Genomic DNA, 13,203 nt, shown 5'->3' on the forward strand with positions numbered 1-13,203 from the left:
CCTCCCCCAGTCTTCGCGCACTTCGTGTCGCTTCGCCACCCCCCTCGCCGGGGGCAACACCAGTGGCCCGGCAAAGCCGGCTCCACGGTGTTCCCCGATCGATACGCCACGTTTCCAGACCCAATGAGATCTTCCATGACCCTCGACGACTGCCGCGCCCTCGACCGCGCCGATCCGCTGCGCGACCTGCGCGCCCAATTCACGCTGCCCGCCGACGTGATCTACCTCGACGGCAACTCGCTGGGCGTGCTGCCCGCGGCCGCGCCCGCGCGCATCGCGGCGGTGGTGGCCGAGGAATGGGGCCAGGGCCTGATCCGCTCGTGGAACAGCGCCAGCTGGTTTGACCTGCCGCAGCGCCTGGGCGACAAGCTGGCCCGGCTGATCGGCGCCGCGCCCGGCGAAGTGGTCTGCACCGACAGCACTTCGATCAACCTCTACAAGGTGCTGTTCGCCGCCATGAGCCAGGTGCTCGAATACGGCGACGAAGCGCGCCGGACCGTGGTCAGCGAACGCAGCAACTTCCCGACCGACCTCTACATCGCCGAGTCGCTGTGCCGCGAGCGCGGCTTCACGCTGCGGCTGATCGACAGCGTCGACGCGCTGCCCGCCGCGCTCACGTCCGAAGTCGCGGTGCTGATGCTCACCCACGTGAACTACCGCACCGGCGCCATGCACGACATGAAGGCCGTCACGGCCGCCGCGCATGCGGTGGGCGCGCTCACCGTCTGGGACCTCGCGCACAGCGCAGGCGCGGTGCCGGTGACGCTCAACGACAGCGACGCCGATTACGCGATCGGCTGCGGCTACAAGTACCTGAACGGCGGCCCGGGCGCGCCGGCCTTCGTGTGGGTGAACACGCGGCATGCGGGCCGCTTCGAGCAGCCGCTGTCGGGTTGGTGGGGCCATGCCGCGCCCTTCGAATTCACGCCGCACTACCGGCCCGCTCCGGGCGTCGGCCGCTACCTGTGCGGCACGCAGCCCATCGTCAGCCTGTCGGCGCTCGAATGCGGGCTCGACACGGTGCTGGCCGCCGAAGCGTTCGACAGCGACTTCGGCGCGATGTCGGCACTGCGCACCAAGTCGCTGGCGCTGACCGATGCCTTCATCGCGCTGGTCGAGGCGCGCTGCCCCGGCCGCTTCACGCTGGTCACGCCGCGCGACCATGCGCAGCGCGGCTCGCAGGTCTGCCTCGCATTGCAGGACCCGAACAGCGCCAGCGCCTATGCGATCGTGCAGGCGCTGATCGCGCGCGGCGTGATCGGCGACTTCCGCGCCGGCGACGCGCAGGTGCCCGACATCCTGCGTTTCGGCTTCACGCCGCTGTACCTGCGCTTCGAGGACGTGTGGCAGTCGGTCGAGCACCTGGTGCAGGTGCTCGAACAGGACGAATGGAAGCGTGCCGAGTTCAACCAGAAGAATGCAGTCACATGACCAGCGGCACCGAAAAGATCGTCCACGACGAGAAGGCGCAGCTCGACTTCAGCGCCTCGATGAGCTACGGCGACTACCTGCATCTCGACGAGATCCTGGGCGCGCAGCACCCGCTCTCGCCGGCGCACGACGAGATGCTGTTCATCGTGCAGCACCAGACCAGCGAACTCTGGATGAAGCTGATGCTGCACGAGCTCAGCGCCGCCACGCGCTGCATCGCCACCGAGCAGCTCGCCGACGCCTTCAAGATGCTGGCGCGCGTGAGCCGGATCATGGAACAGCTGGTCAGCGCCTGGACCGTGCTCTCGACCATGACGCCGCCCGAGTACACCGCGATGCGGCCCTACCTCGCGAACTCGAGCGGCTTCCAGAGCGCACAGTACCGCTGCATCGAGTTCGCGCTGGGCAACAAGAACGCCGCCATGCTCAAGCCGCACGCGCACCGGGCCGACCTGCTGGCCCAGGTCGACGCGGCCTACCGCGCCCCCTCGCTCTACGACGAGTCGCTGCGCCTGCTCGCGCGGCGCGGCCTGCCGGTGCCGGCCGACCGGCTCGACCGCGACTGGACGCAACCCTACGAAGCCAGCGACGGCGTCGAGGCCGCCTGGCTCACCGTCTACCGCACGCCGCACGACCACTGGGAGCTGTACCAGCTGGGCGAGAAGCTCACCGACCTCGAGGACGCCTTCAGGCTCTGGCGCTTCCGCCACGTGACCACGGTCGAGCGCGTGATCGGCTTCAAGCGCGGCACCGGCGGCACCGGCGGCGTGAGCTACCTGCGCAAGATGCTCGATGTGGTGCTGTTTCCGGAGATCTGGCGGTTGCGCACCGAGTTGTGATCGGAGACAGCGCAGTCGGGGCTCAGGCGCCCAGCTCGTCGTCCTGGTAACGCCCCAGTTCCTGCTCGATCTGTTCGATGGTCGGCAGGTTCGTCTGCAGCTCCTTCGGCAGAGATTCGACCAGCTGGTATTCGGCGATACCGATGGGCTTGTTGGAATCACGCAGCGCATATTCGGCGACCACGCGATTCTTCGTTTTGCACAAGAGCAAGCCGATGGTCGAGGCATCCTGCTTCGACTTGAGCTGCGCGTCGACTGCCGTCAGGTAGAAGCCGAGCTGGCCGGCATGCTCGGGTTTGAAGGCACCCGCTTTCAGTTCGATGACCACGTAGCAGTGCAGCTTCAGATGATAGAAAAGCAGGTCGATGAAGAAATCGTCGCCACCGACTTCGATGGGTACCTGCCGTCCAACGTACGCGAAGCCAGCCCCGAGCTCCAGCAGGAAGCGCGAGATATGCTCGACCAACGCGGCCTCGATCTCGCGCTCCCCGGCTTCCTGGCCAACGCCCAGGAAATCGAACACATAGGGATCCTTGAGTGCCTGCAGTGCGATGTCGGATCTTGGCGCAGGAAGGCGCGCGGAAAAATTGGTGACGGCCTTCCCCTCGCGTTCCAGCAGACGCGTTTCAATGTGGATATTGAGCGCATTGCGCGACCAGCCCAGCTCGATCGCTCTCTGCGCATAGGCGAGTCGCAGTTGTGTTGTCTTGAGCTTGCTCAGCAGGACCAGGTTATGGCCCCAGGGCAAATGTCCAACAGCCTGTTGGACAATTTCCTCCTCAGGCCATGCCTCGGCAAAAGCACGCATATACATGAGGTTGGCGCGAGAGAACCCTTTCATCTCCGGAAAGGCGGTGCGCAGATCATGGGCCAGTCGCTCGATCACCTTTGCGCCCCACCCTTGCCTGGCCTGTTGCGCCAGGATGTCCCGGCCGATCTGCCAGTACAGCGTGACCAATTCGCGGTTGACGACCACAGCCGCGCGCTGCCGAGCCCCATGGACACGAAATTTCAGCTCACTGAGCCATTCGGCATAACCGTCGGGCACATCAGTGAGCGACGGAGGTCTTGCGCTGTTCATTTGCACCGGATCCTGTTGCAGACAAGGACTAAAAAATGTTGGAGCGCCGCGGCGGATTATTGCGGTCGATGTCGGTCGATCATCTCTGGTGTGCCGCAGGCCCCTACATTCTCCTGAATCCAAGCCTTTCGGCACGCCGCACAACCGCTCTCATGAAATAGGGCTGACATGGATTGCCCCCTCCGTACAAAACGCTACAGTTTTGCAACACACGGAGGTGCTTGCCATGAACGACATCCGGTTCACATCCGACGAGCGCGACGCGCTGCGCGCCCACGGCATCGTGCTGTTCGCAGAGCGCGTGATCTTCGACGCGCAGCCGCCGATGCCGGCGTCGCAGATCGCGGCCGTGCAGGCCCTGTGCGCCGGGCCGCTGCCGGAGGCGCTGCTCACGCTGTGGCAGCAGACGGCCGGCGGCCGGCTCGACTACGACCTGACGCTGGAGATGAACGGCAACATCGAGGCCGTGAGCTGGTCTGAGCTGTTCTGGCACGGCAGCGACGGCTACCGCGACCTGCAGGGCTGGATCGTTCACGAGCAGGAACTGGCCGAGGAAGCCGCCGAGGACGGTGGCCCGCCGTGGCACGGCACACTCGCGCTGCTGCCCTTCGGCGGCTTCGAGTACTGTGACCGCGTCTACGCGGTGGTCGAGCCCGGCGCCGAGCACGGCCAGATCGTGGCGTGGAAGCAGGGTCTGCCGCCGGCCTGGACGCATGCGCTGCACGAGGACGGCCTGAGCGTGGTCGCGCCCGACCTGCACGGTGCCTTCGCGGCGCTGCACCTCGACGACGACCCGCTGGCGCCCACGAGCGACTACTTCTCGGGCCAGACGCTGCTGGCCTACCTCGACGACCGGCACCAGGACCACGGGCTGGACCTCGACCTGCTGGACAAGCTGGTCGCCTTCTACCGCCTGGCCATGCACGACTGGCGCACGCCGCTGGCCGAAGGCACGCTGCGCCACCAGCCGGCGCTCGCGCGCGCGGCGCTGCGCCATGCGATCGCCACCGACGACGCCGCGCTGATCGGGGAACTGGCTGCGGCGGGCGTGCGCTTCGAAGGACCGCTGCAGGGCAGCGCGCTGGCGACCGATGTCGCGCTGGCGCACGGCACCTTCGTGGCCGCGGCGGCGCTGGTGCGTGCGGGTGCCCCGGTGGCGGCCGATGCGCTGCGCAACATCGACGGCCAGATCGGGCCCGAACTCACGGCGGCCCTGCTGGCCAACGGCGCCGAGCCCGACGTCGAGGCGATCGTCAAGTGCGCGGCCTGTGGCGCGCCCGCCAGCGCCCACCTGATCGCCGAGGCCTGCTCCAGGGCCGGCATCGATGTGTCCATGGCGTTCGCGGCCGACCGCGACGCGATGCTGGGCGAACTGGAAAGCGCGCTCGCGCAACTGGCCGACGGCCACCATGGCCATTACCTGGGCCGCGAAGGGCTGGCCGAACGCATCGAACGGTTGCAGAGCTTCAGGCTCTGAAGCCCCGCGGGTTCAACCGCCGCTCAACTGCCGCTTACCCCCCGTACAGCCACGGCTGATCGAGCAGCCGCGCCCCGAGCACCCGCATCGCCATGTCGCGGCCAAAGCGCACCGCGCCGGTCGCATGGAAGACCTCGCCGTTGCGGCGCGCCTTGGCCTGCACCTGCGCATTGCGCTGCCAGCGGGCATCGGCATAGCGGGCAAAGGCGACCGGCACCTGTGCAGTCTGCGCGCCGGCCAGGGCCTCGGCCAGCGCCACGGCGTCCTCGATCGCCATGCCCGCGCCCTGCGCCATGTACGGCAGCATCGGATGCGCGGCGTCGCCCAGCAATGCGATGCGCTCGCCGGCCATCTGCTGCGGGCCACTCATCGGCGATCGGTCGCTGAGCGTCCAGCCGCGCCAGGCGGGCGCGGCCTCGAGCAAGGCCTGCAGCGCCGGGCCGCAGCGGCCCGTGGCCTGCTGCAATGCGGCGAGGCTGGTGGCCTGGTCCCAGTCGCGGGCATCGCCGGCGGGTGCGGACTCGGCCAGCACCACCAGGTTGAGCGCCTCGCCGCGACGCACCGGGTAGGCCACCGCATGCAGGCGCGCACCCAGCCACACACGCACCTGCGTGCTGCGCAGCGCGGCGGGCAACGCGGACTGAACGAGCATCGCGCGCCAGGCCGTATGGCCGGTGACATGCGGCGGCTCCGAGGCCTCCACCACCTTCGGTCGCACCGTGCTCCAGAGGCCGTCGGCACCGACCAGCGCATCGCCTTCCCAGGCGCGCGCGTCGGCCGTGCCGACCGCCACGGCGTCGTCGCAGACCTCGACCTGGAGGATGCGGGCGTCGGTGTTGAGCACCACGGCGTCGTGCGCGCCCGCGGCCGCCTGCAGCAGCGCATGCAGGTCGGCGCGGTGCACGCAACAGTACGGGGCGCCGTAGCGCCGCTGCATCGCCTCGCCCAGCGGCAGGCGCGCGAGCTCGGCATCGTCGTCGGCCGCGCGCACGACCAGCGCCTCGGGCCGGGCGGCGATGCCGTCGAGCGCGTCGGTCAGGCCCAGGGCCTGCAAGCGGCGCGTGGCGTTGGGGCCGAGCTGGATGCCGGCACCGACTTCGCCGAAGGCCGGCGCCTGTTCGAGCAGCTCGATGCGATGGCCGGCGCGCGCCAACGCGAGTGCGCCCGCCAGTCCGCCGATGCCGCCGCCCGCGACCAGGAGCTGCAGGGGCATGCCGTCAGGGTGCCGACCGTGGGGTGGTCGAGGCCTTGTCGCCGGGCGTGGCGCAACTGCCGCAGCTGTCGCACGAACCGCAGCCAGAACGCTTGGCCAGCGAAGCGGCGAGCGCCTCGGCCCGCTGCGCATCGACCAGCCCGGCCTTGTGCGAGCCGGCCGCCACGCGCGTGGCCGCGGCGCGGCGCCAGGCGGCGGGCATCCAGCGCCAGACCGCATAGACGGCGGCCAATGCGACGATCAATCCGACGATCAGGTTCTGTGTCATGTTGTGCTCAACCCCAGCCCAGTGCGAGCGCGATGCGGTACGTGATGAAGCAGGCCCCGTAGGCCAGCGCGAACAGGTAGCCGGCCATGATCCAGACGTACTTCCAGGCATTGGTCTCGCGTTTCACCGCAGCCAGCGTGGAGATGCATTGCGGCGCGAACACGTACCAGACCAGCAGCGACAGCGCGGTGGCCAGCGACCAGCTGCCCGCGATCAGCGGTTCGAGCGCCGTGGCCGTGGCATCGCCGGTGGCCGACAGCGCGTACACCGTGCCGAGCGCGCCCACCGCGACCTCGCGCGCCGCCATGCCGGGCACCAGCGCGATCGAGATCTGCCAGTTGAAGCCGATGGGCGCAAAGATGGTTTCGAGCCCGCGGCCGATGATGCCGGCCAGGCTGTACTGGATGGCCGGACCGGTCGCACCTTCGGGCGGCGACGGGAAGGTCGACAGGAACCACAACAGGATGGTCAGCGTGAGGATGATCGTGCCCACGCGCTGAAGGAAGATCCAGGCGCGCTCGTACAGGCCCAGCGCCAGGTTGCGCAGGTTGGGCCAGCGGTAGGCCGGCAGTTCCATCAGCAGCGGCGAATGCGAGGTGTTGTCGCGAAAGCGCTTCATCACCCAGGCCACGGCCATCGCCGAGACGATGCCGAACACGTACAGCGCGAACAGCACGATGCCCTGCAGGTTGAACACGCCCGCCACCGTGCGCGCCGGGATGAAGGCCGCGATCAAGAGCGCATACACCGGCAGCCGCGCCGAGCAGGTCATGAGCGGCGCGATCATGATGGTGGTGAGCCGGTCGCGCCAGTTGCTGATGGTGCGCGTGGCCATCACGCCCGGAATGGCGCAGGCGAAGCTCGACAGCAGCGGGATGAAGGAGCGGCCCGACAGGCCGACCGTGCCCATCACGCGGTCGAGCAGGAAGGCGGCGCGCGGCAGGTAGCCGGAATCTTCCAGCGCGAGGATGAACAGGAACAGGATCAGGATCTGCGGCAGGAACACGATCACGCCGCCCACACCGGCCACGATGCCGTCGACCAGCAGGCTCTGCAGCAAGCCCTCGGGCACCACCGTCTTGACCGCCTCGCCCACCCATTCGGTGGCCGCCTTGATCGCGTCCATCGGCACGTTGGCCCAGCTGAACACCGCCTGGAACATCAGGAACAGCGTGACGGCCAGCACCGCCATGCCCCACAGCGGGTGCAGCACCACGCGGTCGATGCGGTCGCTGGTGGCGAGGCTGCCGACCGGCTCGGTCACGGCCAGGCCGAGGATGCGGCGCACCTCGCGCTGCGTGGCGAGCACGTCGTCGAGCTCGGGCGCGACCCAGGGTGCGGCGACGGCCGCGGCGACCACGGGCGCGTCGAGCGCGGCCAGCAGGTCCTTGGCGCCACCGGTGTGCACGCCCACGGTCTCGATCACCGGCATGCCGAGTTCGCGCGACAGCACGGCCACGTCGACCACGATGCCCTGCTTCCTGGCCATGTCGGTCATGTTGAGCGCCATCACCATCGGCAGGCCCAGCTTCTTGGCCTCCAGCACCAGCCGCAGGTTGAGCCGCAGGTTGGTGGCGTCGGTCACGCTCACCAGCAGGTCGGGCGGCAGCTCCTTGCTGCGGCCGGTGACGACGTCGCGCGTCACGGCCTCGTCGGCCGACAGCGCATTGAGGCTGTAGGCGCCCGGCAGGTCGAGCACGAAGACGCGGCGGCCGGCGGCGGTGAGCAGCACGCCCTCCTTGCGTTCGACCGTGACACCGGCGTAGTTGGCCACCTTCTGCCGGCTGCCGGTCAGCAGGTTGAACAGCGCGGTCTTGCCGCAGTTGGGGTTGCCCAGCAGCGCGACGCGTTCGGGCGGCGCCGTCGAAGGCCTGGCCGCGCCGGGGCGGAAATCGATGGTGGCTTCAACCATGGTGTGCCGCGCCCCGGGTCACGTGGATGAAGGCCGCCTCGTGGCGGCGCAGTGCGAAGGTGGTGTGGCCCAGCCGCACCGCGATCGGCTCGCGGCCCGGCACGCCGGACGCGACGATGCGCACGACCTCGCCGGGCACGAAGCCGATTTCGGTCAGGCGCAGCACAAGCTCGCGGTCTTCCGCGCTGTCGGGCCGGGACACGTCGAGCACCGTGGCCCACTGGTTGTCGGGAAGCTGGTCGAGACGCAGCGCGGCCGGGGCCGGCGCGGCGTCGAGGGGGTTGGTTTGCACGGTGAGAGGCGCCCGAAACGCGGGCGTGCCAGTAAGCGAAGCCTGGATGCTATCAATTCTCACTCGCAGAAGACAGCCCGCGATCAAACAACAACCCGAGCGAGAACCAGGGACACCGAGGAACAGGCTTTGCCGGGCCGATGGTGTCGCCCCCGGAAGGGGGAAGGCGAAGCGACACGCAGTGCGCGAAGCCCTCGGGGGAGAGCCCAGTGCTACCGCGGAACCGGCTTCGCCGGGCCGCTGGTGTCGCCCCCTTGAGGGGGAAGGCAAAGCGACACGCAGTGCGCTTTGCCCTCGGGGGTGGGCTAGTTCAAGCCGAGCATGCCGCGTAACTTCGACAGGTCTTCGGCCAGCGTATTGACACGCCCGGCCAGCAGCTTGCGGTCGCGTTCGGTGAGCTTCGAGTAGGTCTCGAAGCCGCCATCCGCGCTGCGGTACTTGGTGAGCGTGTCGAACACCGTCTTGAAGTTGGCGTCGGTCTTGTCCGAGAAGGCCTTGTTGTCCTTGGCGATCAGCGGGCGCAGCAGTTCGACGATCTTGTAGGCCCCTTCGAAGTTGGCCTGGAAATCCCACAGATCGGTGTGGCTGTAGCGGTTTTCCTCGCCCGAGATCTTGGTCGCGGCCACCTCCTCCATCAGCACCGCGGCGCCGCCCACCACCTTCTCGGGCGGGAAGGTCAGGGCCACCAGGCGCTTCTGCAGGTCGAGCACATCGGCCAGCAGCTTGTCGGCGGTCTTGTTCACGTCCTTGGTGCTCTTCTGCACCCACAGCGCGTACTCGATGCGGTGGAAGCCGCCGAAGGCCGGGTCCTTCTCGGCCTTCTCGTGGTCGTCGGCGCGCGAGTCGATGGCGCCGTCGAGGTCGCTGAAGAGTTCGGCGATGGGCTCGATCCTCTCGTAGCTGGTGCGCGTCGGCGCATAGAGCTTCCTGGCCTTCTCGATGTCACCCGCCTTCACCGCGGCCGTGAAGGCGCGCGTGTCGGTCGCCAGCTTGCGCACGTTCTCGGCCACGTAGATCTTGTAGTCGGCGAGGGGCGCGACCAGTTCGAGCGGTGACACGGCGGCCAGCGAACCGGCGGCGTACAGGCCGGCGGCACCGGCAACGAGAGTGGCGAGGAAGCGGCGACGGAAGTGCACGGACAGGGGTCTCCTTGAAGAATGGATGCGTGAAGAAAGGGGTGAAATCGGGCGGCGCTCAGGCTTGCAGAAGCGTCCGGCCGAGCCAGTCGCGCGTGTCGCGCACGCCGGGCAGCGTGAAGAAGAAGCCGCCGCCGATCGGCTTGATGTATTCCTCCAGCGGCTCGCCGTCGAGGCGCTTCTGCACCGCGATGAAGCCCTTTTCCAGATCGGCCTGGTAGCAGATGAACAGCAGGCCCATCTCGAGCTGGCCCGACTTGGTGACGCCGTTGGAATAGTTGAAGGGGCGGCGCAGCATCAGGTTGGCGTCCGACGAGCGCGTGCGCGGGTTGGCCAGACGGATGTGCGCGTCCATCGGCGTGACCTTGCCCTCGGGGTCCTTCGTGTAGTCGGGCACGTCGTGCTCGGTGCGGCCGCCGTCGAGCGGCGCGCCGCTGGGCTTGACGCGGCCCATGATCAGTTCCTGCTCCTGCAGCGGCGTGCGATCCCAGCGCTCGACGAAGTTGCGGATGATGCGCACCGCCTGGTAGCTGCCGTCCACGGCCCAGGCCGGTTCGCCCTTGTCGTCGGGGCCGATCCACACCAGCTTGTCCATCAGCGCCGCATCGCCGCCGTCGGGGTTGGCCGAACCGTCGCGGAAGCCCAGGAAGTTGCGCGCGCTTTCGGCCGGCTGGCCGGCCACGGCGGGAATCGGCGGCACCGAACCTTCCTGCTTCCAATGCAGCACCAGCAGGTCGGGCGTGTTCTTGATGATGTCGCGCAGCGCGTGGATGTTGGTGTCGGGCGTGTTGGCGCAGAACTGCAGCGACAGGTCGCCATGGCACAGCGCCGCGTCGAGCGCGTCGTTGGGATGGCGCTGCATCGGGGTCAGCCGCAGCGGCTTGTGCCTGGCCAGGCCGAAGCGCTCGTCGAACAGCGAGTGGCCGACCGACACGGTGACGGTCAGCGCATCGGGCTGCACCACCGGACCCAGGATGCCCGAGCCCGCGGGCGGCAGCTTGGGGTCGAGGTCGGGCTGCGTGCCGCCCTGGGTCAGGAAGGCGATGCGCGCGGTCAAGGTGCGGAACAGGCGCTCGAGGTCGGCGCGGTTCTCGGCCAGCACGAAAAAGGACGCGACCATGCCCGCGGTCGGCCGCGGCGTGACGACGCCGGCCTGGTGGCGGCCGGTGAAGGGCACGCGGTCCTGCGTGTGCAGGCTCTGCGGCGCATCGGTCACCTGCGCGCCGGCGCCCGGGCCCTCGGGCGGCCCGGACGGGGCCGCTGCGGTCGGGGTGGCGGCGCGCGCGGCCGACAGGCCGGCCAGCGCGGCACCGGCCGCGCCCAGGCCACCGAGCATGCGTCGACGCTCGGGCGAGCGGGGTTGAACGGCATCGAGGGAGAGAGGGGTCTTGTCTGTCATGTCGTCGGGCGCTTATTCCAATCCGAGGGCGGCGTTGACCTGGCCGAAGGCATCGGCCAGTGCGCGCACCGGTTCGGCCAGTGCCTTGCGCTGAGCCTCGTCGAGGGGCGCGGGCTTGAAGCCCTCGCCGTCGCGGTAAGGCGCGAGCGCGGCATCGAAGGCCGCGAAACGCTGGTCCAGGGTCTTCTGCAGCGCGGGCGCCGCCTTGGTCAGCAGGGGGGACAGCAGGTCGGCGATCTTGTGGGTGCCGTCGAAGCTGCCTTGCAGGTTCCCCAGTTCGCCGTGCCCGTAGGGGTCCTCGCCGCCGGCCGGCAGGTTGTCGGCCACGCGCCGCAGCAACTTGGCGGCCGAGGCGGCCATGCGCTCGGGCGGGATGGCCAGCGCGCGCAGCCGGGTCTTCAGCGCCTCGATGTCGGTCTGCAGTTGCGCGGCCACGGGCAGCGCGGCCTTGGCGTCGCCCTTCGCGAACAGCAGGTACTCGATCCGGTGGAAGCCGGTGAAGCCCGGATCGGCCTCGCGCTGCTCGAAGTAGTCGGCGCGCGCGTTGAGGCGCGTGTCGAGGTCGGAGAACAGTTCGGCCATGGGCTCGATCCGCTTGTAGGCCTGGTGCGCGGGCGCATAGAGCGTTCGCGCCTGGGTCAGGTCACCGGCCTTGAGCGCGTCCACCAGCGCCTGCGTGGCGTCTTCGAGCGTGCCGGTTTCGAGCGCCAGGAACACGCGGTACTCGGCGAGCGCGCCCACGTAGTGGACCAGCGAAGGCCGCGCCGCCTCGGCATCGGACTCGGCCGAGGGCGTGACATGCAGCTTGCCGCGCGGATTGCTCAGCAGGCCGCAGGTGATGTCGTAGGTGCCGGGATGCAGCTTGACCGTCATGGTCTGCGAGAAGCCGGGCGCGATGTTCTCGCGCTCCTCGACCACCATCACGCCATCGAGAATTTCCCACTCGAGCGCGCGCTTGGACTGGTTGACGATGGTGAAGGTGGTGCGGCCCGCGGGCACCGTGATGTCGTTGGGCTCGCAGGCGTTGCCCTGGATGGTCACCGTGACCGCATGGTCCGAGGCCTTGGGCGGCGCCTTGCGGGCCACGCCCGAGGCGTACCAGAAGGCCGCGAGGCCGGCGACCACCAGCAACGCCGAGGCGCCGACGGCCAGACGCATCAGCGTGGAAGAAGAAAAGGAGGAATCTTTGGGGGAGGCGGAAGACATCGTGATCTCAACGGGCCGCGACCGGGCCCGACACCGGCACGGCCGGTCGGAAGAAGAGGAAGAGCGAGGCGGCCAGGAAGACCAGGTAGGCAATCACCTCGCCCACCACCGGCGCGGCCTGGTAGCCGAGCAGGCCCGATAGCACGGCACCGACGGGGCTGTCCATCGGCAGCGCTTCGCTCGTGTCGAAGACCACCGTCTGCAGGTGGTTCCAGACGCCGCCTTCGTGCAGCTTGCGCAGCACGCCGGCCAGCAGCCCGGCCGCGACCAGCAGGATGAACACGCCGGTGTAGCGGAAGAAGCGCCGCAGATCGAGCCGCACGCCGCCGGCGTAGAGCCCGTAGCCCAGCACCACCGAGACCGCGATGCCGGCCAGCGCGCCCACCGGCGCTTCCCAGCCGCTGCTCTGCTGGAAGATCGCGAGCAGGAAGAACACCGACTCCAGCCCCTCGCGCGCCACGGCCAGAAAGACCATGCCGATCAATGCCCAGGCCTGGCCACCGTTCTCCTGTCCCAGCGCCCGGTCGATCGACGCATGCAGTTGGCCCTTGATCGAGCGCGCCGCCTTGCGCATCCAGAACACCATCGAGGTCAGCATGACCACGGCGATCAGGCCGACCACGCCTTCGAACAGCTCCTGCTGCTTCTGCGGAAATTCGGCGGCCAGCAGTTGCAGGCCAGCGCCCACGAACAGCGACAGGGCCGCCGCGAGCAGCACGCCCACCCAGACGGCCGGCATCAGCTTGCCGCGGCCGCTGTGCTGGAGATAACTGGCAACGATGCCGACGATGAGCGCGGCTTCTATGCCTTCGCGCAGCATGATGAGAAAGGGGATGAGCATCGGGGTCGGGAAAAGGTCTGGAGCGTCCTGCTCTGCACCGGAAAGGTGCGTGGCAGGAAGAAGACCCCGAGCTTAGTCGATCAAATAAGAAAGATTCTCATTTGATCG

Annotated in this window: 12 protein-coding genes; 3 read left to right on the top strand and 9 right to left on the bottom strand. The window is 68.8% G+C overall.

Features of this window, described 5'->3' with window-relative positions:
- Positions 1-135 precede the first annotated feature (135 nt).
- Both kynU and kynA read left to right on the top strand, forming a co-directional pair.
- Complete coding sequence (gene kynU, locus ACSFBC_RS07245) at positions 136-1,431, top strand: kynureninase (RefSeq protein WP_435509633.1); 1,296 nt, start codon at positions 136-138, stop codon at positions 1,429-1,431.
- Positions 1,428-2,270 carry a tryptophan 2,3-dioxygenase gene (kynA, locus tag ACSFBC_RS07250; RefSeq protein WP_435509634.1) on the top strand — a complete coding sequence of 281 codons (843 nt, stop codon included), beginning with the start codon at positions 1,428-1,430 and terminating at the stop codon, positions 2,268-2,270. The genes kynU and kynA overlap by 4 nt, the downstream gene beginning before the upstream one ends.
- 22 nt (positions 2,271-2,292) lie before the next feature.
- On the opposite strand, the gene ACSFBC_RS07255 is transcribed toward kynA, so the two are convergent.
- Positions 2,293-3,351, bottom strand: coding sequence for a PDDEXK nuclease domain-containing protein (locus tag ACSFBC_RS07255; RefSeq protein WP_435509635.1), 1,059 nt, complete (start codon positions 3,349-3,351; stop codon positions 2,293-2,295).
- A gap of 226 nt (positions 3,352-3,577) precedes the next feature.
- Between ACSFBC_RS07255 and ACSFBC_RS07260 the strand changes: the two genes are divergently transcribed.
- Positions 3,578-4,828 (top strand): SMI1/KNR4 family protein, encoded by a 1,251-nt coding sequence (locus tag ACSFBC_RS07260; protein ID WP_435509636.1) that lies wholly within the window; start codon positions 3,578-3,580, stop codon positions 4,826-4,828.
- A gap of 34 nt (positions 4,829-4,862) precedes the next feature.
- On the opposite strand, the gene ACSFBC_RS07265 is transcribed toward ACSFBC_RS07260, so the two are convergent.
- The 8 genes from ACSFBC_RS07265 to efeU form a co-directional block, all read right to left on the bottom strand.
- On the bottom strand, positions 4,863-6,041 hold the full coding sequence (locus ACSFBC_RS07265; RefSeq protein ID WP_435509637.1) for an FAD-dependent monooxygenase: 1,179 nt from the start codon (positions 6,039-6,041) through the stop codon (positions 4,863-4,865).
- A gap of 4 nt (positions 6,042-6,045) precedes the next feature.
- Entirely contained in the window at positions 6,046-6,309 is a 264-nt protein-coding gene (locus tag ACSFBC_RS07270) for a DUF6587 family protein (protein WP_435509638.1), read from the bottom strand.
- Between the two features lie 7 nt (positions 6,310-6,316).
- Positions 6,317-8,221 (bottom strand): ferrous iron transporter B, encoded by a 1,905-nt coding sequence (gene feoB, locus ACSFBC_RS07275; RefSeq protein WP_435509639.1) that lies wholly within the window; start codon positions 8,219-8,221, stop codon positions 6,317-6,319.
- Entirely contained in the window at positions 8,214-8,513 is a 300-nt protein-coding gene (locus ACSFBC_RS07280; RefSeq protein WP_435509640.1) for a FeoA family protein, read from the bottom strand. The genes feoB and ACSFBC_RS07280 overlap by 8 nt, the downstream gene beginning before the upstream one ends.
- A 305-nt stretch (positions 8,514-8,818) precedes the next feature.
- On the bottom strand, positions 8,819-9,649 hold the full coding sequence (gene efeO / locus ACSFBC_RS07285; RefSeq protein ID WP_435509641.1) for an iron uptake system protein EfeO: 831 nt from the start codon (positions 9,647-9,649) through the stop codon (positions 8,819-8,821).
- A 58-nt stretch (positions 9,650-9,707) separates the two neighbouring features.
- Positions 9,708-11,048 (bottom strand): iron uptake transporter deferrochelatase/peroxidase subunit, encoded by a 1,341-nt coding sequence (gene efeB, locus ACSFBC_RS07290; protein ID WP_435509642.1) that lies wholly within the window; start codon positions 11,046-11,048, stop codon positions 9,708-9,710.
- A gap of 12 nt (positions 11,049-11,060) precedes the next feature.
- Positions 11,061-12,254: an iron uptake system protein EfeO gene (gene efeO / locus ACSFBC_RS07295; RefSeq protein ID WP_435509643.1), complete on the bottom strand. Its 1,194-nt coding sequence runs from the start codon at positions 12,252-12,254 to the stop codon at positions 11,061-11,063.
- A 7-nt stretch (positions 12,255-12,261) separates the two neighbouring features.
- Positions 12,262-13,095 (bottom strand): iron uptake transporter permease EfeU, encoded by an 834-nt coding sequence (gene efeU, locus ACSFBC_RS07300; RefSeq protein WP_435509644.1) that lies wholly within the window; start codon positions 13,093-13,095, stop codon positions 12,262-12,264.
- Between the last annotated feature and the right edge of the window lie 108 nt (positions 13,096-13,203).

The sequence above is a fragment of the Variovorax frigidus genome, from assembly GCF_051216515.1.
In the GTDB taxonomy this organism is placed as follows: Bacteria; Pseudomonadota; Gammaproteobacteria; order Burkholderiales; family Burkholderiaceae_C; genus Variovorax.